Below are 23,079 nucleotides of genomic sequence, written 5' to 3' on the forward strand. Positions count from 1 at the left end.
ATCGGGGCATGTCAAAAAATTTCGTTAAATTGTTCGACATCGGGCTGATTGCAGCCATATCTTGTCTCTATATTGCCGAAATCGGGGGGCTTCAAGGTAAGCTCTGCTACATTTCTCCAAATTCCAAGAGCTGAGCATGGTCGCAACGAGCGGAAGCCTCTACCTACAGAGCCTGGTGATTTTGGGAGGGGCCATCATCGCCGCCCCTCTTTTCAAGCGACTTGGGCTTGGCACGGTCCTCGGTTATCTGGCCGCGGGCATTACGATCGGCCCCGTTGCACGTCTCATTGCGGACGGTGAAGAGTTTCTTCATTTTTCGGAACTCGGCGTCGTATTCCTCCTTTTCATTATCGGCCTTGAACTGAAGCCTTCGCGGCTTTGGGCGCTCCGGCATTCGATTTTCGGCCTTGGCACTGCCCAGGTTCTTCTATGCGGCGCGGCCCTGACCGCGCTTGGCATCTACCTTGCGGGTCTCAGCCTGAGCGCTGGCATCATTATCGGTTTCGGCCTCGCGCTTTCTTCCACGGCGTTTGCAATGCAGGTTCTGGAAGACAGGGCAGAGACAAACCAGAAGCACGGCCAACGTGCCTTTGCGATCCTCCTGTTTCAGGATCTCGCCATTGTTCCCATTCTCGCGATCATTCCGGCACTTTCTCCCAATGAGCCTTCGCAGGCCAGTGCGGGTTTTCATCTCGCCACGGCCATTGCGGCCATAGCGGCGCTGGTGGTTGCAGGGCGTTATCTCATCAATCCGATGTTCCGGATCATCGCCAATACCGGCGCACGCGAGGTCATGATCGCAGCGGCGCTTTTCGTGGTGCTCGGATCGGCGAGCCTGCTTCAATATGCCGGTCTGTCCATGGCGATGGGAGCCTTCATCGCCGGTGTTTTGCTGGCTGAGTCGTCATATCGTCACGAACTTGAAGCCGACATCGAACCTTTCCGCGGCATTTTCCTCGGCCTGTTTTTCGTTGCTGTCGGCCTTTCGCTGAACCTGACCGTGATTCTGCAGTACTGGGCGGCGATCCTTCTTGCGGTGCCTGTTTTCATGGTGACCAAGATCGCGATCATCTATCTGCTGTGCCGCATCTTTCGCTCAAGCCATAACGATGCCGTGCGGATCGCTTTCCTCCTCCCCCAGGGTGGTGAATTCGCCTTCGTGTTGTTCTCCGCAGCTTCAGCAGCCGCAATCATTTCCAGCGCTCTCGGGTCCGAACTTGTCGCAGCGGTCACGGTTTCCATGGCGCTTACGCCTCTTTCTGTCGCCATTGGCTCGAAGCTTCTCATCAAGGACAAGTCTCTCGACGAGATGGAAGAAAACTTCGAGGGCGCCGGTTCCGACGTCTTGATGATCGGCTTCTCGCGCTACGGCCAGATTGCGTCCCAGATTCTGCTTGCCGGCGGTATAGACGTAACCGTCATCGACAATTCGCCCAATCGTGTTCGGGCCGCCGGAAAATTCGGCTTCCGCATCTATTTTGGCGACGGAATGCGTAAGGATGTGCTTGAAGCGGCTGGCATCCGGAAAGCGAAGATTGTCGCGGTCTGCACCCATAAGAAGGAAGCGACGAGCCATATCGTCGATCTCATCCGGTCGGAATATCCGGACGTACGCCTGTTCGTCCGTTCCTACGACCGAGAGCACACGCTGAAACTGCGTGCCCAGGGCGTCGAATACGAACTGCGTGAAACGTTCGAATCGGGTCTTCTTTTCGGCCAGCGAACGCTGGAAGGATTGGGTATGACCGAAACGCAAGCCTACGAGATTCGCGAAGACGTGCGCCAGCGCGATGAAGACCGGCTGCACGTGCAGGCATCGGAAGGCATCATGGCCGGTCGCCATCTGCTTTTCAACAAGCCGGTCACGCCCGAACCACTCGTCAAACCGAGCCGCGAGGGACTGCGCATCGACAAGGGCGCGGAAGATGTCACGGACGGGTCATCGACAAATGAGGCGACAGGTTCACCTGTTCCGGCAGAATAGCGCGTTCGGGTGATCTCAAGTCGCGGCGCTTGAGATCGCCCCCGCAGCCCTGCCCTCGACGGCTTCTTCGACAGCTCGTTTCAGTTCGTCCCGAACACCGGCGCTTTGCGAAAGAATCTGTTCGAACTTCAGAAAGTCCAGAAGTCCGATCCGCTCGACATTCGGCCGAATGAAAATATGCGGCGGGCGAATGCGGAATTTATTTTCGATGATGGAACACATCGTCAGTTGGTTTGCGCCGATCACAGCCTCGAAGGTGGTGGGCATATGGTCGTCCGGGCCTACCGGAGCGCCAACAACGTCGATCCCGATCACGATATCGGCCTTGTCGAAAAGCAGATCGAACGGCACCGGATTGAGCAGACCGCCGTCGACCAGAATTCGCCCCTCCCGGCGCACCGGCGCGAAAATCGGCGGTATGGCACAGGAAGCGGCAATTGCCGATCGCAGATCACCATTGCTAATATCGAGTTCGCGCGCCGCGTGAAAATCCGACGCTGTGATGCTCATCGGAATTTTCAGCTCTTCGACATTGGGCGGCAAGCTGGATGGCAGGAAGACATCCAGAACCTTTTCTATGTTGAACTGGCTGACCCGCAGCCCTCCCTTCAACAACTCAACCCAACGCGCAGGGCGGGTTTGCCACATGCGCTTCGCAACCTCGGAACGACGATTGAAAATCGCCGCCATATATTCGCGTATCTCCCGGCCAGTCATGCCATTGGCCGTTCCGGCGCCGACAATCGAGCCTATGGACGAGCCAGCTATGGCAACCGGCCTGATACCGAGTTCATCGAGCACTTCCACGATGTGGATATGAGCAATGCCGCGCGCCCCGCCGCCGCCGAAAGCGACGGCAAATCGGGGCGATGACGGCATTGCCTTATTCATGACAAGACCCTTAGCTTTGTGCTGGCCCAAAAATCAGGATCGCCGGCTCCGCTTCAAGCAGCTTCCTGGCAATGACCTTGACCTGATCCAGCGTTACGGCATCGATCAATTGTGAACGCTTGTCGATATAGTCGCGTGGAAGTTCGGCCTCCTGTAGACTGACCAGCGTTTCAGCGATAGCCGCCGACGAATCCAGATTGTTGACGGCGTAAGAACCCTTCAGGAAATTCTTGGCTGCGGCAAGTTCGGCTTCCGTAGGACCGTCGGTTGCCATGGCGGCGACCTGTTCGCGAATGATTTTCAGCGAATCCTGTGCCTTCTCGGGCCGTGTGGCGGTGGAAATCATCAGCGCCGAAACATGATCGCGCATGACCATGGATGACGAAACCGAATAAGCAAGACCGCGCTTTTCACGCACCTCGGCGTAGAGACGTGAAGTAAAGCCTCCACCCAGAATGTGGTTCATCAGATAGGCGGCAAAAAATTCGGGGTCCTTGCGTGGAATTGCCGGATAGACGAAGCTGATCGACGTCTGCGGCATATCGAAATTGAGGCCCGTCGTCGTACCGAGCGCGAGCTTCGCATCCGGCACCGGGACAAGTTCCGCACTGGCGGGCAGATCGCCGAAAACCTTGTCCAGCAACACGCCCAGATCCTGCGCGTTGATGGAGCCCACGACCCCCACCGTCAGATGGTCGCGGGCGAAATTCTTGCGATGGAAACTCAACAGATCGTCCCGGGTGATCGACTGGAGTGATTTCACCGTACCTTCATCGGGGCGCGCATAGGGATGATCGCCATAGAGAACTTCGGCGAATTTTCGTGACGCGATGGTCGAAGGGTCGCGTTGCGAAGCTTCGATACCTGCCACCACCTGCTGACGGATACGATCCACCGCATCCTGATCGAAGCGCGGTTTGTTGACGGCCAGCGCAAGAAGATTGGTCACGGCGTCGCGATTTTCCGCGAGCATACGAATTCCACCCGAAACGGCATCCGGCGATGCGGAAAAGCTCATTTCCGCTCCCAGATTATCCATGCGTTCCTGAAAAGCGTCCGATTTCAGATCGCCCGCGCCCTCATCGAAAAGACCTGTCATCAGATTGGCCAGCCCCTCCTTGCCGGACGGGTCCTGCGATGCGCCCCCCTTGAAGGAAAAACGCATGGAAACCAGCGGGACAGAACCGTCTTCCACAAGCCAGGCATGAATGCCTTTCGGAGAAACGACCTCCTGAATTTCAATGGCACGTGCAGGCAAGGCGCACATGATCAGCAAAGCCATCGATGCCGCCAGCATGGAAACTGCTGACCGGACCGGACTGGAAGCGACAACGCTTTTAAAGTTCGACATTGCAATATTCTTCACTGGATCGCTCCTCCGGTGCTTCCGGCGCCAGCTCCCCCGACGGACGCGCCAGGATTTTCACGTGCACTCTCAGCCTCGGCATCCGGCGGAAGCAGATAACTGGTGACGGACTGCCCCTGAACGAGATAGCGTGTCGCCACGTCCTTGATCTGCCCGACCGTGACACCCTTGATAAGCTCCGGCCACTTCTGGATGTCATCGACCGTCTGGCCAACCGATAGCGTAGAACCATAAATACGCGCCATGCCAGCCTGGCTGTCGCGTGCGAAGATCACAGCCTTCAGGAAGCGATTGCGGGCCTGGTCGAGTTCCGCCTGGCTGACGCCGTCCTTGACGATCCGGGCGACCTCGGCTTTCACCGCTTTCTCGACATCTCCGAGCGTCGCGCCGTTGCGCGGCGCGCCATAAACGGAGAATGTACCGTCATCAAGGGCATCGCCGCCATAGCTCGCGCCCGTATTGGCCGCGATCCCCTGTTTTACGATCAGTTCCTGATAGAGACGGGAACGCAGCGAACCGCCCAGAATTTCACTCAGGAGATCGAGCGCAGGCGCATCGCCCGCCTTTACCCCAGGGAACCGCTTTTCATTCGCATAGGACGGCACCAGCCATGAGATACGGAAAGACGGCGTACTGACGCGTTCATCATGCAGGGTCACGACCCTTTCCGCATGTTTCGCCGGTTCTTGCGGACGCTCACGCGGCAGGATTTCTGCGCGTCTTGGCACCTTTGCCCATGTCTTGAGTGTCAGCTCCCGCACCCGCTCCGGCGTCACGTCACCGGCAATCACCAATGTCGCGTTGTTCGGCGTGTAATATTGTTGGTAAAAGTCGATGGCATTCTTCTGGCTCAGTCTTTCCATCTCCTGCTGCCAGCCGATAACCGGCCTGCGATAGGGATGGTTGTAATAGAGCACCGCGTCGGTATTTTCCATCAGCATCGAAGCCGGGTTGGATTCGACGCGCATACGGCGTTCTTCCAGAATGACCTCGCGTTCCGTCGTCACCGCTTCTTCGTTCAGGACCAGATTTTCCATCCGGTCGGACTCGAATTCCATCACCATCCCCAGCGCTTCGGGCGAGACCCTCTGGAAATAGGCGGTGTAATCATAAGAGGTAAAAGCGTTTTCCTGCCCGCCGATAGAAGCAACCTTTGCGGAAAATTCTCCGGCCGGGTGATTTTTCGTTCCCTTGAACATAAGGTGCTCAAGAAAGTGCGCGATGCCGGAAACGCCCGGTGCTTCATCCGCCGATCCCACATGATACCAGATCATCTGCGTCACGACCGGGGCACGGTGGTCGGGGATAACCACGACTTCCAGACCGTTCTGCAGGGTAAAGCGGCTGACGCCATCCGACTGCTTGATTTCGGGGAGAGCGGCCTGTTCTGCAGCTGGCTGCGCCGCAGTCGCTTTTTGCGCTTCGGCAGTGACAGCGGTCTCCGCTGAAGCAAAGCCCGTCGCGAGCGGCAAGGCCAGCACAAAACCCAAAGCGGTGGACAATAACAGGCGCCGGAGTGAGGGGTTATTCACCAAGCGACATCTCCAATCGATTTAACTTCCGCCCGGCCCTTCCGGGCGGCATGTATTATTTGCAATGCGAACGGAATCGCCCGCTAATTTCAACCGGTGGCTTTCAGCTGGATCAGCCGAATGATTGTGCCCCCATAATTGCGCTCTTCGAAGATGACGAATCGCTCATCGAGTTCAAGCGCTGCTTCCGCATCTTCTTCAAGCACCAAAAGTGCGTCAGGATTAAGCCAGCCGCCCTGAAGCGCCGATAAAAATGCTTTTTCCCCCATGCGGCGTCCATAAGGAGGATCTGCGAAAACCAGATCGAAAGGCTCCATCGTACCGACAATGCCAAGCTGGCAGGCATCCCGCCGCAAAATCTTGGTGTGTCCCTGCAGGCCGAACGCTTCGATATTCTGCCGCAACACCCCTCGCCCTTCGGCAGACTCCTCCACGAAAGTTACATGGCGCGCACCGCGCGAAAGAGCTTCCAGACCGAGCGCGCCCGTACCCGCAAACAGATCGAGCACACGGGCATCTTCCACTTTATCCGGGAAATTATGCGCGAGAATATTGAAAAGGCTTTCGCGTGTGCGGTCGGTCGTTGGCCGGATTGCGTTGGTCGACGGCGTTACGAGCGGACGCCCGCGAAACTTACCGCCGACGATCCGCACCGCCGCCCCCAGTTCTGCCACCACCCGACTTGCCGCCGCCCGGTTTACCACTCGACTTGTTTCCCGGTCCGCGACGCGGACCATCCTTCGGGCCGTCGTCGAACTTACGGGAACGATTGCCGGTTGCGCCGCCGCGCGACCGCGTATCGCGGTCAGAGCCACCGAAACGGCTTTCTCCACGCGGACCTCCCGACTTGCCGGATGTCCGTCCTTCGAAACCGCCCTTGCCGCGCTCGCCAGCCTGGCCTTCCGCATTGCGAAGTTCTGCACGCTCACGTTTGCCGGGGCGCCGTTCCTTGCGGCCATCTTCACGCCGTTCCGGGCGTCCCTCCTCCGGGCGACGTCCTTCCGGGCGCTTGCTGTAACGGCGCTCCGTGGCTTCCTCGCGCCCCTGCTCCTCATCGCCCACCCTACGGGGACGCATCTGGAGGTCACCGCTGAACTTTGCCGAACGGTGTGGAACCTGATGCTCGACACGGGCTGGCTTCGCAGCCGCTTTTTCGCCCTTTGGTCGCGCCCCTGGAGCCATCCAGACATTGGCATTTCCGCGACGACGCGGTTCGACTTTTTCAGTTTTCTTGTCATCGCGTCCACGGCGACGCTCAGGTCCACTGGAAATCCATTCGCGTTCGCGCGGCGTATGGCGGCTTTCGCCTTCCGATGCCTCGTCTTCCATTTCACGGCGCGTGCGGCCCCGAACCGTGGCGTTTGAAAATTCATTGAGTACCGGCGCATCGAAATCCGCGCCGGAATCCTCGATCAGCTTGTCGCCCAATTGATCGCGCAAGGTACGGCCCTTGATTTCGCGTACAGCACCTTCCTCAAGATCTCCGAGCTGGAACGGCCCGAACGACACGCGGATAAGACGGCCGACGGTCAGACCGAGCGCACCGAGAATGTTCTTCACTTCACGGTTCTTGCCTTCGCGTAGCCCGATTGAAATCCAGACATTCGCGCCCTGCACACGTTCCAGTTCCGCTTCCACGCTGCCGTAAAACACGCCATCGACTGCGATACCGTTCTTCAGCTCATCCAGTTGCTGCTGCGTGACCTTTCCGTGAGCGCGCACGCGATAGCGGCGCAACCAGCCTGTCGACGGCAATTCCAGAACACGCGACAGACCGCCATCATTGGTGAGAAGCAAAAGCCCTTCGGTGTTGATGTCGAGACGACCGACCGAAAGAACGCGCGGCATTTCGGCGGGCAATGCTTCGAAAACAGTCGGACGCCCTTCGGGGTCACGATTGGTCGTCACAAGACCCGCTGGTTTGTGATAAAGCCAGAGACGGGTCCGTTCCGCTTGCTTGAGCGGCTTGCCATCAACGGTGATGATGTCAGTGCGCTTGACATTAACCGCGGGGCTTTCCAGCACCTTGCCATTGACCGCGATACGCCCGGCGGCAATCATGGTTTCCGCTTCACGGCGCGAGGCTATTCCGGCGCGAGCCAGACGCTTGGCGATCCGCTCGCTGCTCGCCTCCTGATCATCGCCATCGCGCGAACCGAATTTGCGTGGCTTGTCACGTCCGCCATCCTCGCGGCGCGGACGGCTATCGCGATCCGGCCGACCGGTGCGGTCGGAGCCGCCGTTACGGCCATGGGGGCGCTTGCCGCCCTTATTGTCGTCGTCTGTGGTCATCTGGTATTGGCCTTTCAGCAGCGCCGCCGTGTCACCTTGCACCTTCCATGGCAGACAAGGGACAATCGGAAACAGAAACGCTGTATAATCCCGTTCGGAAATCGGTTTCGATTTCGAGAATTATGCAGTAACAAATCGCTCCGTGGCTTGCGAGCGAAATTTCGGAAAGAATGCACGAAATGGAACAGGCATGAAGAGAATTGCCACTGTTCGGGATCAGAACACAGCCACGCCCATGGATATAGCGCTGGAAGAAGCGCGCGCAGCGGGCGCACGCGGCGAAGTTCCGATAGGCGCGGCAATCGTGCATCGAGGTACAGTCATCGCACAGGCAGGAAACCGCACGCGCGAACTGAATGACGTAACCGCCCATGCAGAGGTACTGGCAATTCGCGACGCCGGGAGAATACTCCAGTCCGAGCGATTGATCGACTGCGATCTTTATGTAACTCTGGAACCCTGCGCCATGTGCGCCGCCGCCATTTCCTTCGCGCGCATTCGTCGTCTCTATTACGGAGCTTCCGATCCCAAAGGCGGTGGCGTGGAAAATGGGCCACGCTTTTACGCGCAGCCCACCTGTCACCATATACCGGATGTCTATACGGGCTTTTCGGAAGAAATCATCAGAGATATCCTGAAAGAATTCTTCAAGAACAAGCGCGATTAATTCTGATAGTGACCGAAATTATAACCGAACACGACAGCCAACCGGTGGACAGGCTATCGCGCTCAGGCCCCGGTCTTTTTCCGTCCTGTCATATAACGCAGCGTATCGTCATGCATGACAAAATGATGGATCAGCGCCATCAAAGCGTGGCCGGCGACCGTAACCAGCAATACCCAGCCCAATAGACTATGAAATGCATTGCCGGGGGCGGTCAGTGTATCATTCACAATGCCGGTCTGCGGGAACAGCTCGACGCCCAAAAATGAAAATCCCCGCCCACGTCCATAACTGCGCAGAAGCGCCAAAGCGGGAACAACGAACATGAGCGCATAAATAGCCAGATGTCCAAGCACCGCCAGCCTCCCCGCCAGACTTACTTCGTATGGACGCCCAACAATATTCAACGCACCCCACAGCGCGCGGCACATAACAAGCAACAAAAGGATTAATCCAAGCTGCATATGCATCGGCCAGAGAAAGGCATCCATGGTAGAACCTTTTCCCAGGAGATGAAAAAACGCAATACCGAACTCCAAAGCAAACAGAACAACCATCAGCCAATGAAAACTTCTGCTGACAATGCCGTAACCATTCCGGTTGTCCCAGATTATATTCTTACCATTTGAAGACACTCAACATCTCCTTATATATCGTTATAAACTAAAGTAGCTCTCATTAAAAATGTATTATACAAGTATATACATCATACAATCAAAAGTAAAATGCCGCAACATCAACAATGTTACGGCATTTATATAAATGAAAAGAAAAGCGGATCAGTTCCAGGGCAGGTAATCGCGCCACCCCTTGGACTCACCTGCGGCTTTCTTGCGCTCGCGTTCCTTCTGCGCCTCATCGGTTCCCAGTTCGCCGGCAGCCGCAGTCGATGCAGGCTGGCGATAGGTAAGCGGTGGTTCGCTCAGATAACGGCGTGTCGTGGACGAACCCCGTATCTGCTGCTGTCGTGCGGCCTTATAAGCAGCAACCTTGTCTGAATCGAAAGTCGGCGTACGGGCTGCATAATCTTCACGACGACTGCTGCCGCTCGGAAGCGCCGCGTTGAGGTTGGACGCAACCGGGCCGTCCTGAACGACAGGCGAGACGAAATTCGGATCGTCTCTGTTGGCGGTGATTTCGTCACGCAGGCGCTTGCGACGCTGTTCCGGCGATTCCGGCCAGTTCGAGGAACCGGCACTTGCCACGCTTTCCTGCGGCGAAGGCAATTGTCCTTTGTCGTCGGCAGCCGGGCGCACCAGATCAGGACGCGGCTTGTAATCGATACGCGCTTTTTTGTTCCTGCCCTGGCCGAAGCTTGCCATATTCGACACGTCGTCGAGAAGCTGCGCTCCCGCCGTCTTGTCGGTTCCATAGGTTGGCGAAGACATACAGCCAGATAGCGAAACACCCGCCATAGCGGCCACAAGTACCAGAACTCGTCCTTCAATCTTCATTAGCGCCACTTCTTTTCGCCTACCGGTCTTCTCTTCGCCAAAACCATGCATAATCAAGCTCTGGCCCAAGAAACCGGCAACTCCAAGGCAGATTTTGAAATTATTCGAGGAATGCCTTGTACATGAGTGAACCCACTGCGGCAATCCGGTGTTAACTTCTATTTCACCATGTCAGGACGCGGATTTGCAATCCACTCCTTTAAAAGCCCCCGGCAAAAGCACCGAGGGCCTTTTTCCGCTCATCTTCAAGCGCCCAGCTTGCCGAGCGCCTTTAGTTCGTGAAGCGCAACCGCATCACGCGCCGAAACGTCCGGAAACTCGGGATCGGAGCCGACATCCGTTGTATAGCGCCACGAGCGGGCGCATTTTTCGCCCTGCGCACGTACGGGCACGACGGCAACGCCCTTTACTTCCTCAAGCGTAAAGGCGCCTTCCGGCATGGCCGCATCGCTGAACGAAATACCGCTTGTGATGCAGATTTCCGCGAAATCGAGACCGTCGAGAGAATCGCTGAGGCTCTTGTCCGCGATATGGACGACCGGGGCCGCCTCCAGCGACGAGCCTATGCGTTTGTCCGCGCGTTCCAGTTCAAGCGCTCCGGTCACGACACGGCGAACCGCACGTACCTTGCGCCATTTTTCGGCCAGCACGTCGTCACGCCATTCGGCAGGCACCGTGCGGAACTGCTCGGCATGAATCGAGAGCGACTGCGGGTAGCGGTCCAGCCACGCTTCTTCCATGGTGAAGGGCAGCATCGGCGCGAGCCAAGTCGTCATGCGATCGAAGATTTCACGTACGGTCTGGAGCGCGGCCTTACGACGGACACTCGACGGAGCGTCGCAGTAAAGCGCATCCTTGCGGATATCGAAATAGAAAGCCGAAAGCTCGACATTCATGAAATCGATCAGGGAGCGCGCAATGCGCTTGAAGTCGAAGGCATCGTAACCGGAGCGCACGACCTCATCCAGTTCCGCCAGACGATGCAGCATTAGCCGTTCAAGCTCGGGCAGGTCGGCGTAAGGCAGGTTTTCACCTTCGTCGTGGGCAAGCGTGCCCAGCATCCAGCGGATCGTGTTGCGCAATTTGCGATAGGCGTCGATATTGGTCTGGATGATGCTTTTGCCCAGACGCTGATCTTCCCAGTAATCGGTCGTCATCACCCACAGACGCAGGATATCCGCGCCGGATTCCTTGATCACGTCCTGAGGCGTAACCGTGTTGCCAAGCGACTTAGACATCTTCTTGCCGTGCTCATCCATGGTGAAACCGTGGGTCACGACGGCGTTGTAGGGAGCGCGACCGCGTGTGCCGCAGCTTTCCAGAAGCGAGGAATGGAACCAGCCGCGATGCTGGTCGGAACCTTCCAGATAGACGTCAGCCGGCCATTTCATGTCCGGGCGATCTTCCAGCGTGAAAGTGTGCGTGGAACCGGAATCGAACCACACATCGAGAATGTCACGCACCTGCACCCAGGCCTCACTGGCCCTGTCGGCAAGGAAACGCTCACGCGCGCCTTCCGCAAACCAGGCATCGGCGCCTTCTGCCTCGAAGGCGTCCATGATGCGTTTGTTGACCGCATCGTCCTGGAGGATATTGCCTTCTTCATCCACAAAAACGCAAATCGGCACACCCCACGCCCGTTGCCGCGACAGCACCCAGTCCGGGCGGCCTTCGATCATGGCCCGCAGGCGCGTTTGACCGGCGGCGGGCACGAAACGCGTCTCGTCGATTGCCTTCAGCGCGCGCGAGCGCAACGTGGTGCCGTCACCGAGGTTCTTGTCCATATAGACGAACCATTGCGGCGTATTGCGGAAGATGACCGGCTTCTTCGAGCGCCACGAATGCGGATAGGAATGCTTCAACCGCCCACGAGCAAAAAGCCTGTCATGCGCGATAAGCTGTTCGATAACCGCCTTGTTGGCGTCACCCTTCTTGCCGTTATCATCGATGACGCGCGCCGCGCCGCCTTCGCGTGTCTGATCGAAGCCCGGCGCATCCTTGGTGTAGAAACCGGCATCGTCAACCGGGAACGGGATAGCGACATCGATACCACGCGCTTCGAGTTCGCGAACATTATCCATCCACGCTTCAAAGTCTTCGCGACCATGGCTTGGCGCGGTATGGACAAAACCCGTACCGGCATCGTCGGTTACATGGTCACCGTCAAGCATGGGCACGACATATTCATAGCCGCCGCCAAAACCTTTCAGCGGGTGATCGAGAACGATCTTGCCCAACTCGTCAGCCGAAACACCACGCAACCGCTTGCACTGAAGCTTGGCCTTGGCGAAGCACTCTTCCGCCAGCTTGTCGGCAAAGATGAGCTTTTCGCCGGGACGCGGGCCGAAATCATTTTCGGCTTCCGTGATTTCGAACAATCCATATTCGATGCGGGATGAATAGGAGACGGCACGGTTGCCTGGAATGGTCCATGGCGTGGTCGTCCAGATCACGACAAAACTCCCGGCTAGATCACCCAGACCAGCGACCGGGAACTTGACCCAGATCATATCCGACTCGATGTCATGATACTCCACTTCGGCTTCCGCAAGCGCGGTGCGCTCGACGACCGACCACATGATCGGCTTCGAGCCACGGTAAAGCTGGCCGGAAGCGGCGAATTTCAGCAGTTCGCCAGCAATCCGCGCTTCCGCGTGGAAATTCATCGTGGTGTAAGGTTTCTCGAAATCGCCAAGGATCGCGAGGCGCTTGAACTCTTCCGTCTGGACCTTGATCCAGTTGGCGGCGAACTCACGACATTCCTTGCGGAATTCGTTGATCGGCACTTCGTCCTTGTTCTTGCCTTCCGCGCGATATTTTTCCTCGATTTTCCATTCGATCGGCAGACCGTGGCAATCCCAGCCCGGAACATAGTTCGAGTTATAGCCACGCATCTGGAACGACCGCGTGATGACATCCTTCAGAATCTTGTTCAGCGCATGACCGATATGGATATTGCCGTTCGCATAGGGCGGGCCGTCATGCAGCACGTAAAGCGGGCGATCCTTCGCCTCTTCGCGCAGCTTCTTGTAGAGGTTCATGCCCTCCCAGCGCTCGACGAAAAGCGGTTCGCGTTGCGGCAGCCCGGCGCGCATGGGAAATGCTGTCTGCGGCAGGTAAAGGGTTTTGGAGTAATCGATTTTTGTCATCTCAGTCATGATGGGTATTCGCCTGTAAAGCCCAGGCCGGATATGGCGGGCATGTGGATCGATGAAAACAGGGGGACTGTAGGAGCACAGCCGGTCGTTCCCGGACCTCCGCACCACAAAAAGCCTGGCAAATCAGCCGTTCAGGCAAAGCGGGAGGCCGGGCCAATAATTCGTATGGCCGTCATGATAAGCCGAAGATCCGTCATCATGGGCTCGCTTTTAGCAACGAGCTTTCCAAGAATAAAGAGGCAGGGCGCAATAAAACTGCCTCCCTGCCCCTGAAAATGTTCACAGTGTTGCCGATCACCTCATTCAAGCGAGAAATCGAAACGGTATGTCGCGGAAACGCCAACCATGAACTGGTCTGGAGAACCGCGTTCCTTGACGATGCTCGAATCCTTGGCTGAACCTTGCAGGCGGCTATATTCGCCGAACAGGCTGGTATCGATCTTGTCCGTTGCCTTCCAGGTGATCGCCCCACCGACGCCCACCGACTTGAAGCCGCTACCGGGATGATATTCGGAAAGGCCAGAAGCAACGGCCTCCTCGGCATCGACGCCGTAATAGGTCTTGAAATAATCCTTCGATGCGAAGGTGGCGCGCGGACCACCGGAAACGCGGATCGCCGGCGTCACGTCATAAAAGGCGTCGGCAGCGATGTCGGCAACCACGCCCTTATGCGCCCAGATACCCTGACGGACTTCGCCGCGCACACGCAGCCAGTCGGTCGGATAAACATCGACGAAACCGCCGACTTCACCGCCAAACTTGTCGTCTTTCAGGCCATGAATATCGTTGTCCCCACCCCAAAGCAATTTGCCGGCAATACCTGCGCGAAAGCGATCATTGTCGATCAGGGCAAAAGAAACATTGTCATTACGCGAAGAAAAGCGTGTCGCCTCGCCCTGTCGCCCGAGCGAGATCAGCGGCTGCGCCGAAAAGCGATACTTGTTCGAACCTTCGAACTTCGGAGCGACGAGACCTGCCGCACCGACCTTCAGATACCAGTCACCCGACCAGAAATGTCTGCGCACCGGCTGAACCGTTTCTGCCGCGTAAACATCGGTCTGCTGCACGTCAGCGGAAAACGCGAATGGACCGCTTGTCAAGAATGCGACGCCCGTAACGAAGGCCAGAGAAACGATACGCACCAAAGGAAACTCCAACAAAAAGCGCCCCGGTAGGTTCCGGGGTATTGACCACTCTTTGTCGGGAATAAGTAAAATTTGATTTAAATCTTAAGTGGAAAGTCGCAACCGATTTCATCTAATCGAACGAAAGAATACGATCGAGTTCGCAGAGCGGCTTAGCGCCTGCAAGCAACGCCCGCGCCTCCGCATCATCCTGCCGCATCTGCTCGACAAGCGGATCGAGCCCGTCAAACTTCACTTCCCCACGCAAAAATCCAAAAAAGGAAACGCAGGCCGTTTCCCCATAGAGGTCGCCTGAAAAATCGAAAAGGAACGTTTCGAGAAGAGGCGCGCCATCGCTATCGACGGTGGGACGACGACCGAAACTGGCGACGCCGTCATATAGTTTTCCATCCTGCCGCCGGAACCGGACCGCATAGATGCCGTGCTTCAAACCGGCCTGAGCATCGATTTGCATGTTTGCGGTCGGGAAGCCCAGGGTTCGTCCCAGCTTCTTTCCATGGATGACCTCACCGCACACCATGTAGCGATAGCCGAGAAGCCCGGCGGCTTGTGCAACGTCACCTTCGCAAAGCAGGTTCCTGATGCGGGTCGACGAAACGAGATCGTCGGCCTCATCCGTAAAGGCATCAACGAGCGTAACGGTAAAGCCGGACGCATCGCCGGCTTTTTGCAGGAACTCGGGCGTACCGCGACGTCCCTTGCCGAAATGAAAGTCATAGCCAGTCACGACGCGGTTCGCGTGCAGCCTTTCGACCAGAATATGCTCGACAAAATCTTCCGCCGACCGGGAGGAAAATTCGCTTGTGAAGGGCTGCTCGACAACGGCATCAAAACCCATGATCCGCAGGATGTCTGCCTTCTGCTGTGCAGGCGTCAGGCGGTCTATCGGCGCATCGGGTTTAAAGAAACTCCGGGGATGCGGCTCGAAAGTCAAAACAACCGCTGGAAGCCCATCTTTTTCCGCGAGTTCCAGCGCACGCTCGAGCACCGCTCGATGGCCGCGATGAACACCGTCGAAATTGCCGATCGCCACCACGCAGTTATGCAGGTGCTCCGGCAGAAAATCCGTTCCAGATAGGCGCTGAAAGCTGGACTTGGTCATATCGATCTGGACTTGTTTGACAATGGCGGGACTCAGACGAGGGCATAAAGCGTGGCAACCGGCTTGTTGCCGTGCTTGTGGAGAAACGCCTCCATCCGGGCAATGTCAACCGTGCCGTCGGTTGTGTAATCGGCGGCATGGACGCCGCCCGAAATATAGAGCACATCGAGACCGAATTCGGCGGCCCCCTTCACATCGGTCAGCACGCCGTCGCCGATACCGAGGATACGGCTTCTATCGATCTTCGCGCCACGAATCTCTTCAGCGAAGCGGAGGGCAGCCTCGTAAATCGGACGATGCGGCTTTCCGGCTATCAGCGTACGCCCGCCAAGCTGTCCGTATTCCCGCGCCAGCGCGCCAGCGCACCAGATCAGACGCGCGCCCCGTTCAACCATGATATCGGGATTGGCGCAAATGAAAGGAAGATTGCGCGAACGCAGGCGTTTCAGCAATTCCGTATAGTCATCCGGCGTTTCGCTTTCATCGTCAAATAGCCCGGTGCATACGATACCGGCGGCTTCGAATTCCTCGACAAGTTCGACATCGAGGCCATCGTAAAGACCAAGTTCGCGCTCGCAACCAATGTGGAAAATCTTGCGCGGGCCTTCTGCGATCAAATCGCGCGTCACGTCGCCTGACGTTACAACACGATCGTAAGCGTCCGCGGGGACACCGAGCCCCTGCATCTGAGCCTCGACATCGGGATGCGGGCGCGGCGAATTCGTTACCAGAACGACTGTCACTCCCCGGGCGCGCGCGCGCTTCAACGCTTCGATAGCCGCAGGATAAGCAGCGACGCCATTGTGCACCACACCCCATACGTCGCAAAAGAGAACGTCGTACTGGTCGGTCAGGTCATCGAGGCGTTCAAGCTGCTTCATATTTTCCTCTTGGTGTTCCATTTATGCGGACGAATGCCGCAAGAAAACCGCGTCGCTGCCGGTTTGGCAAACCATGGTCAGCGCTCCATCTAACGCAGCCAGCCAGCACTGTCACGATCTTTGGCTTTAATATCCGCATGACAAGGCCGCGTCCAATCAGCCCACAAACCTTTGCGAGCCGTTTACCATGTCTGGAAAGTGGCTGTGGAAGGAAACAGTCGGTAGAGGGTACCGACCTTGCGTGGCGACGGTTGATGTGAGCAACTGCGCGCCATATATCGGGCCTGTCCGACCGCGCCGGATTGTGGGACCGGGTTTCGGCCAACATCTGCCAACCATCATTGGCCTGTCAAATTCTTCAGGCAACCTTGACAATCGAGGGCACCGCTTCTATCTCAAAACAGTCTTGGCACTCTCAATGGCAGAGTGCTAACACATGCGGATCGGCTCGATCCATAACTGGGTTCAACGTCTATAACACCAAGGGTTATCATACCATGGCTGATATCAAGTTCCGCCCGCTTCATGACCGCGTCGTCGTTCGTCGCGTTGAATCGGAAGCCAAGACCGCTGGCGGCATCATCATCCCGGACACCGCCAAGGAAAAGCCGCAGGAAGGCGAAGTCGTTGCTGCTGGCGCTGGCGCGCGTGACGAAGCAGGCAAGCTGGTTGCTCTGGAAGTCAAGGCTGGCGACCGCGTTCTGTTCGGCAAGTGGTCGGGCACCGAAGTCAAGATCGGCGGCGAAGACCTGCTGATCATGAAGGAATCCGACATTCTCGGCATCGTCGGCTAACGATTCCATCGTGTCGGCACATGAGGCCGGCACATCAATCACAATACAACAGTTTACCTATCTGACCGGGACATTCCCAGGAGAGTAAAATGGCTGCTAAAGACGTAAAATTCGGCCGCACTGCGCGCGAAAAGATGCTGCGCGGCGTCGATATCCTCGCTGACGCTGTTAAGGTCACGCTCGGCCCGAAAGGCCGCAACGTCGTGATCGACAAGTCCTTCGGCGCTCCGCGCATCACCAAGGACGGCGTTTCGGTCGCCAAGGAAGTCGAACTGGAAGACAAGTTCGAAAACATGGGCGCACAGATGCTGCGCGAAGTGGCTTCCAAGACCAACGACACCGCCGGTGACGGCACCACCACCGCGACCGTTCTCGGTCAGGCCATCGTTCAGGAAGGCGCCAAGGCTGTTGCTGCCGGCATGAACCCGATGGATCTGAAGCGCGGTATCGACCTCGCAGTGACCGAAGTTGTTGCAAATCTCCTCGGCAAGGCCAAGAAGATCAACACCTCGGAAGAAGTTGCCCAGGTCGGCACGATCTCCGCAAACGGCGAAGTCGAAATCGGCAAGATGATCGCCGAAGCGATGCAGAAAGTCGGCAATGAAGGCGTCATCACGGTTGAAGAAGCCAAGACCGCCGAAACCGAACTCGAAGTCGTCGAAGGCATGCAGTTCGACCGCGGCTACCTGTCGCCGTACTTCGTCACCAACCCTGACAAGATGATTGCCGACCTCGAAGACGCTTACATCCTTCTGCACGAAAAGAAGCTCTCGAACCTTCAGGCTCTCCTGCCGGTTCTCGAAGCTGTCGTTCAGACCTCCAAGCCGCTCGTTATCATCGCTGAAGACGTCGAAGGCGAAGCTCTTGCAACGCTCGTCGTCAACAAGCTGCGCGGCGGCCTGAAGATTGCTGCCGTCAAGGCTCCGGGCTTCGGCGATCGCCGCAAGGCCATGCTCGAAGACATCGCGATCCTGACCGGCGGTCAGGTCATCTCTGAAGATCTCGGCATCAAGCTCGAAAGCGTTACGCTCGACATGCTCGGCCGCGCCAAGAAGGTGTCGATCTCCAAGGAAAACACCACCATCGTTGACGGCGCCGGCCAGAAGGCCGAAATCGACGCTCGCGTTGGCCAGATCAAGCAGCAGATCGAAGAAACTTCTTCCGACTACGACCGTGAAAAGCTTCAGGAACGTCTTGCCAAGCTTGCTGGCGGCGTTGCCGTGATCCGCGTCGGCGGTGCAACGGAAGTCGAAGTGAAGGAAAAGAAGGACCGCGTTGACGACGCCCTGAACGCAACCCGCGCTGCGGTTGAAGAAGGTATCGTTGCTGGCGGCGGCACCGCGCTGCTGCGCGCTTCCACGCAGATCGCCGCCAAGGGCGCAAATGCAGATCAGGAAGCCGGTATCAACATCGTTCGTCGCGCTCTGCAGGCTCCGGCCCGCCAGATCACGAGCAATGCCGGTGAAGAAGCTTCGGTCATCGTTGGCAAGATCCTCGAAAACAACGCCGACACCTTCGGTTACAACACCGCTACGGGTGAATACGGCGACCTGATCAAGTCGGGCGTTGTCGATCCGGTCAAGGTTGTGCGCACCGCTCTGCAGAACGCAGCTTCGGTCGCAGGCCTGCTGATCACCACCGAAGCCATGATCGCCGAACTGCCGAAGAAGGACGCAGCTCCTGCTGCCATGCCTGGCGGTATGGGTGGCATGGGCGGCATGGACTTCTAAGAAGTCCATTGAGCGCATCCCGAAAAGTGCGAAGCGGTTTTTCGGACAAGATGCGCGGCTGCTAAACCACGCCCATGAGGTAAAAAGCCTGTGCCGCACGGCGGCACGGGTGCCGGCATGGACTTCTAAGAAGTTCACAATTTCTTATGGGAAACAGGAAAGGCGGTCATCGACCGCCTTTCTTTTTTACTCTATGTAACTATTTGTGATTTATACAAAATTTACCGTTCGAGCTTTTTCGGGCATTCGCGCCTCTATTTTAGAAACTACTGATTGACTCATACCCTGCAATTGTGGTCAATCCCATCGAACTGGTGATGGACTTCCTGCTTGCCCCCGCACTTTGGAAGTCCTGTCTCAGGCAACAGGAAAGGCAAGCTTCGGCTTGTCTTTCCACTTGCTCCGGTTCCTCCCTTTCATTCCGCCGCGTCAGTTGCAACATTTCCCGATGCGAAAGCGTCGTAGCGGGCTCGCGCCATCATGACCCTTTGCTCATTGGCAATGGCCCATTCGCCAAGCTCGCGTACGGGGCGCAGAAGATCCCGCCCCATCTCCGTCAATTCATATTCCACCTTGGGCGGAATAGTCGGGAAAACGGTTCGTGACACGAAGCCGTCGCGTTCCAGGTTCCGCAACGTCGTCGTGAGCATCTTCTGCGAAATGCCGTTTACCGTTTTGCGCAATTCATTGAAGCGCATGGGACGGTTCCCCAGATAGCTCACGACGAGCACCGTCCACTTGTCTCCAACGCGGGAAAGAATATCTGTTACTGCCTTGCAGGCATGGGTTTCCTTAAAGTCACCGGGTTTCATAAAAGTGCCTCCTTGCGCCCTATAGATAGTCACTTATATAGCGTCGGTTTCCAACAGTTACCACTATGGAAGGTGCATTTATGTCCAAGCTCAAAGTCGCCGTAATCGTCGGCAGCACGCGCGAACAGCGTTTTTCTCCCATTCCGGCACAATGGATCGCCAAGCTCGTTGCGGAGCGCCCTGAGCTAAACGTCGAAATTCTCGACCTCGCCGATTATCCGATGGGCTTTTTTGGTGACCCGTCCACGACCACCGAGCAGGCCGAGACCGCAGACAAATGGAAATCCAAACTGCGCGAGTTCGACGCCTATATCCTTACGGCGGCGGAATATAACCACGCGCCGACAGCCGTCCTGAAAAATGCGATCGACTACGGTGACTGGATTCAGAAGCCGATGGCTTTCGTCGGTTACGGTGGCGTCGGCGGCGCACGCGCCGTCGAGCAGCTTCGCATGATTGCCGTCGAGATGTCGTCCATGTCAGTCAAGACCGGCGTGCACATCCTGTTTCCGGACTATCTGGCGGTGGTCAAAGGCGAAAACACTCTCGATGACTTTCCGCATCTGACCGAAGCTGCCAAGAACATGCTCGACCAGCTCATCTGGTGGGGCAAGGCGCTGAAGGCAGCACGCGCCGTCTAAAGCGCGTTTCGACCTGATTGAATCAGATCGGCGCTCCAGGGGCCAAGTCCAATTAGGTTTCGAGCGTGGGGCGAGCCGGGATGTTTCCCATTCCGGCTTGCCGCTTGTGACTCTCGCGCTATGATTAGGGTCAGGAAACGATGGATAATCATATGCGCAAAGAGCTGCCTATCAATACCGCCCCCAGGGACGGCCGCAAGATCACAGTCGTCTGGACTGACGAGGACGATCAACGCAACGAGTCGATTGCCCAGTATCGGACGCTCGAACAGCTACAGGCTGGCGGCGGACAGTGGGATGAAACCGATACAGGCTGGTGGACATTCACCGACAGCAAGACCCAGCGCAAGATAGATCCGATCGCCTGGATATCCGTATCGGACGACGGCGAGGACAACGACGAATAGGTGACGGCGCTTTCGTCAATAAAAGTTGATATTTTTTCTATACTTTTATTTGCTGGACAGAACGTCGCCCCATCGGGAATGTGATACGCTGCGCTATGTTCGTTGACGGGCCCGTTCCCGAGCCCAACCTAGCCGGAGACATGAAATGACCGCTACGCGTACCGAAACAGATACTTTCGGACCGATCGATGTTCCCGCCGACCGCTATTGGGGTGCGCAAACACAGCGATCCTTGCAGAATTTCAAGATCGGCGGAGAGCGTATGCCTCTGCCGCTGGTCCACGCGCTGGGTGTCGTCAAGCGCGCTGCGGCGGAGACCAACATCGCTCTCGGCAAACTCGACCCGGTCCTTGGTCAGGTCATAGCCGTGGCGGCATCGGAAGTGATCGAAGGCAAGCTCGACGAGCACTTCCCGCTCGTGGTCTGGCAAACCGGTTCGGGAACCCAATCGAACATGAATGCCAATGAAGTCATTTCCAACCGCGCGATAGAGTTGCTCGGCGGTGAGATGGGCTCCAAAAAGCCCGTTCACCCGAATGACCATGTGAATATGAGCCAGTCCTCGAATGACAGTTTTCCAACAGCCATTCACATCGCGACCGCAATGGAAACCGTCAACAGCCTTTATCCGGCGCTCGAACATCTGACCACGGCGCTGAAGGCCCAGGAAGAAGCTTTCAAGGACATCATCAAGATCGGCCGCACTCACACGCAGGATGCAACGCCGGTTACACTCGGACAGGAATTTTCCGGTTATCGGACTGCCCTTGAATATGCGCGTCATCGCATCGCGCAATCCCTCGCCGATGTCTTCTTGCTGGCGCAGGGCGGCACGGCAGTGGGCACGGGGCTGAATGCACCGATCGGCTTCGACACGGGTTTCGCTGAAGCGGTTAGCGAGATCACCGGGCTCGCCTTCAAGACTGCGCCGAACAAGTTTGAAGCTCTGGCCAGCCATGGCGCGATTCTCAACCTCCACGGCAGCCTGAATGCGCTTGCTGCCGACCTGTTCAAGATCGCCAACGATATCCGCTTTCTTGGCTCCGGGCCACGCTCCGGCCTTGGCGAGCTTTCGCTGCCGGAGAACGAACCGGGCTCTTCCATCATGCCCGGCAAGGTCAACCCGACGCAGGCCGAGGCCATGACGATGGTTGCAACGCAGGTATTCGGCAATCATACGGCTGTTACGGTTGCCGCGAGCCAGGGGCATTTCGAACTGAATGTGTTTAAGCCTGTCATCGCCTACAATGTATTGCAGTCCATCCGCATTCTTGGCGATGCAATGATTTCATTTGCCGACCACTGCGTGGATGGAATCGAACCGAATCGGGCTCGCATCAAGGAACTGCTGGACCGGTCGCTGATGCTTGTGACCGCACTGGCCCCGGCTATCGGTTACGACAATGCAGCAAAGATCGCCAAGACCGCTCACAAGAACGGAACGACATTGCGTGAGGAAGCGCTGGCAAGCGGGCTCGTAACGGAAGAAGACTATGATCGGCTGGTTCGCGCAGAGAGAATGATTGCGCCGGAGTGATTTGGTATTCATACTGTAAACAAACTGTCGAGGATTAGACGGCTTTTCTTGACAGTCTTCAGTCGCTAATTGATGACTCAGTTCAACAGGAGATCCCCCCTTATGTCCTCTATCACTCCACAGTCCAACGGCGCTGTGACGCTTATCGCCCGCATCTTTCTTTCAATTCTCTTCATCATCGCCGGTTTCAGCAAACTGACCGCAATTTCCGGCACCGCCGGTTATTTTGCCGCCCTCGGCCTGCCGCTCCCCACTGTTACGGCTGTGGTTGTCGGTCTGATCGAGTTTGTTGGCGGCCTGGCCATTCTGGTTGGTTTCCAGACCCGCATTGCAGCCGCCGTCGTGGGTCTGTTCACCATCGGTGCGACGCTGGTTGGCCACATGGATTTCTCGCAAGCCGGAAACATCATGATGGCCCAGAAGAACCTCGCAATTGCTGGCGGTCTCTTCCTGCTTGCCCTGTATGGTGCAGGCTCGCTCTCGATCGACGCCAAGCGCGGCTGATCACGCATCATCAACGCCAAAAAAAACCGCGTCCTTCACAAGACGCGGTTTTTTGCCATCAGGCATTTCCAGTAAAAGCGTAAACCGGGTTAGAGCATTTCCAGCAAAAGTGCGAAGCGGTTTTGCGTAGGATAATGCGTAAAAACAAATAGTTGGAGTGGTTCCAACGATTTAGTCAAAACAGG

Annotated in this window: 20 protein-coding genes; 8 read left to right on the forward strand and 12 right to left on the reverse strand. The window is 57.0% G+C overall.

The genetic code is table 11. The features are described from left to right. Positions 1-136 precede the first annotated feature (136 nt). Positions 137-1,984 (forward strand): monovalent cation:proton antiporter-2 (CPA2) family protein, encoded by a 1,848-nt coding sequence (locus tag FHS76_RS04670; protein WP_183648776.1) that lies wholly within the window; start codon positions 137-139, stop codon positions 1,982-1,984. Between the two features lie 15 nt (positions 1,985-1,999). Here the strand turns inward: FHS76_RS04670 and FHS76_RS04675 are convergent, their stop codons facing one another. From FHS76_RS04675 to FHS76_RS04695, 5 genes are all read right to left on the reverse strand, one after another. Next, complete coding sequence (locus FHS76_RS04675; RefSeq protein ID WP_183648779.1) at positions 2,000-2,875, reverse strand: patatin-like phospholipase family protein; 876 nt, start codon at positions 2,873-2,875, stop codon at positions 2,000-2,002. Between the two features lie 10 nt (positions 2,876-2,885). Next, complete coding sequence (locus tag FHS76_RS04680; protein WP_183649311.1) at positions 2,886-4,226, reverse strand: M16 family metallopeptidase; 1,341 nt, start codon at positions 4,224-4,226, stop codon at positions 2,886-2,888. Positions 4,227-4,237: 11 nt separating this feature from the next. Beyond that, positions 4,238-5,773 (reverse strand): M16 family metallopeptidase, encoded by a 1,536-nt coding sequence (locus FHS76_RS04685; RefSeq protein ID WP_183648782.1) that lies wholly within the window; start codon positions 5,771-5,773, stop codon positions 4,238-4,240. 89 nt (positions 5,774-5,862) lie between these two features. Next, on the reverse strand, positions 5,863-6,426 hold the full coding sequence (rsmD, locus tag FHS76_RS04690) for a 16S rRNA (guanine(966)-N(2))-methyltransferase RsmD (protein WP_328700447.1): 564 nt from the start codon (positions 6,424-6,426) through the stop codon (positions 5,863-5,865). Next, a complete protein-coding gene (locus tag FHS76_RS04695; RefSeq protein ID WP_183648788.1) occupies positions 6,407-8,065 on the reverse strand; it encodes a pseudouridine synthase in 1,659 nt (552 codons plus the stop codon). Before FHS76_RS04695 ends, rsmD begins: the two co-directional genes overlap by 20 nt. A gap of 190 nt (positions 8,066-8,255) precedes the next feature. Here FHS76_RS04695 and FHS76_RS04700 point away from each other — a divergent pair, with 190 nt between their 5' ends. Next, entirely contained in the window at positions 8,256-8,732 is a 477-nt protein-coding gene (locus tag FHS76_RS04700; RefSeq protein ID WP_183648791.1) for a nucleoside deaminase, read from the forward strand. 62 nt (positions 8,733-8,794) lie between these two features. On the opposite strand, the gene FHS76_RS04705 is transcribed toward FHS76_RS04700, so the two are convergent. From FHS76_RS04705 to FHS76_RS04730, 6 genes are all read right to left on the reverse strand, one after another. Then, positions 8,795-9,364: a cytochrome b gene (locus FHS76_RS04705; RefSeq protein WP_328700436.1), complete on the reverse strand. Its 570-nt coding sequence runs from the start codon at positions 9,362-9,364 to the stop codon at positions 8,795-8,797. 144 nt (positions 9,365-9,508) lie between these two features. After that, on the reverse strand, positions 9,509-10,183 hold the full coding sequence (locus tag FHS76_RS04710; RefSeq protein WP_183648794.1) for a hypothetical protein: 675 nt from the start codon (positions 10,181-10,183) through the stop codon (positions 9,509-9,511). Between the two features lie 245 nt (positions 10,184-10,428). Then, a complete protein-coding gene (gene ileS / locus FHS76_RS04715) occupies positions 10,429-13,341 on the reverse strand; it encodes an isoleucine--tRNA ligase (protein WP_183648797.1) in 2,913 nt (970 codons plus the stop codon). A gap of 299 nt (positions 13,342-13,640) precedes the next feature. Further along, positions 13,641-14,486, reverse strand: a complete 846-nt coding sequence (locus FHS76_RS04720; RefSeq protein ID WP_235992572.1) for a MipA/OmpV family protein — start codon at positions 14,484-14,486, stop codon at positions 13,641-13,643. A 112-nt stretch (positions 14,487-14,598) separates the two neighbouring features. Next, entirely contained in the window at positions 14,599-15,588 is a 990-nt protein-coding gene (locus FHS76_RS04725; protein ID WP_183648803.1) for a bifunctional riboflavin kinase/FAD synthetase, read from the reverse strand. A gap of 32 nt (positions 15,589-15,620) precedes the next feature. Continuing rightward, entirely contained in the window at positions 15,621-16,469 is an 849-nt protein-coding gene (locus FHS76_RS04730) for a TIGR01459 family HAD-type hydrolase (RefSeq protein ID WP_183648806.1), read from the reverse strand. Positions 16,470-16,966: 497 nt separating this feature from the next. On the opposite strand from FHS76_RS04730, the gene groES reads away from it, so the two are divergent. Both groES and groL read left to right on the forward strand, forming a co-directional pair. After that, a complete protein-coding gene (gene groES, locus FHS76_RS04735) occupies positions 16,967-17,263 on the forward strand; it encodes a co-chaperone GroES (protein WP_183648809.1) in 297 nt (98 codons plus the stop codon). An 89-nt stretch (positions 17,264-17,352) separates the two neighbouring features. After that, positions 17,353-18,993, forward strand: coding sequence for a chaperonin GroEL (gene groL / locus FHS76_RS04740; protein ID WP_183648812.1), 1,641 nt, complete (start codon positions 17,353-17,355; stop codon positions 18,991-18,993). 416 nt (positions 18,994-19,409) lie between these two features. Here the strand turns inward: groL and FHS76_RS04745 are convergent, their stop codons facing one another. Further along, positions 19,410-19,805 (reverse strand): winged helix-turn-helix transcriptional regulator, encoded by a 396-nt coding sequence (locus tag FHS76_RS04745; protein ID WP_183648814.1) that lies wholly within the window; start codon positions 19,803-19,805, stop codon positions 19,410-19,412. Between the two features lie 80 nt (positions 19,806-19,885). On the opposite strand from FHS76_RS04745, the gene FHS76_RS04750 reads away from it, so the two are divergent. From FHS76_RS04750 to FHS76_RS04765, 4 genes are all read left to right on the forward strand, one after another. Then, positions 19,886-20,446: an NADPH-dependent FMN reductase gene (locus tag FHS76_RS04750; RefSeq protein ID WP_183648816.1), complete on the forward strand. Its 561-nt coding sequence runs from the start codon at positions 19,886-19,888 to the stop codon at positions 20,444-20,446. A gap of 152 nt (positions 20,447-20,598) precedes the next feature. Further along, positions 20,599-20,853: a hypothetical protein gene (locus FHS76_RS04755; RefSeq protein ID WP_183648818.1), complete on the forward strand. Its 255-nt coding sequence runs from the start codon at positions 20,599-20,601 to the stop codon at positions 20,851-20,853. 145 nt (positions 20,854-20,998) lie between these two features. Further along, positions 20,999-22,390, forward strand: coding sequence for a class II fumarate hydratase (fumC, locus tag FHS76_RS04760; protein ID WP_183648820.1), 1,392 nt, complete (start codon positions 20,999-21,001; stop codon positions 22,388-22,390). Between the two features lie 102 nt (positions 22,391-22,492). Beyond that, positions 22,493-22,894 (forward strand): DoxX family protein, encoded by a 402-nt coding sequence (locus tag FHS76_RS04765; protein WP_183648822.1) that lies wholly within the window; start codon positions 22,493-22,495, stop codon positions 22,892-22,894. Positions 22,895-23,079: the final 185 nt, after the last annotated feature.

The sequence above is a fragment of the Brucella daejeonensis genome (genome assembly GCF_014199265.1).
GTDB lineage: Bacteria > Pseudomonadota > Alphaproteobacteria > Rhizobiales > Rhizobiaceae > Brucella > Brucella daejeonensis.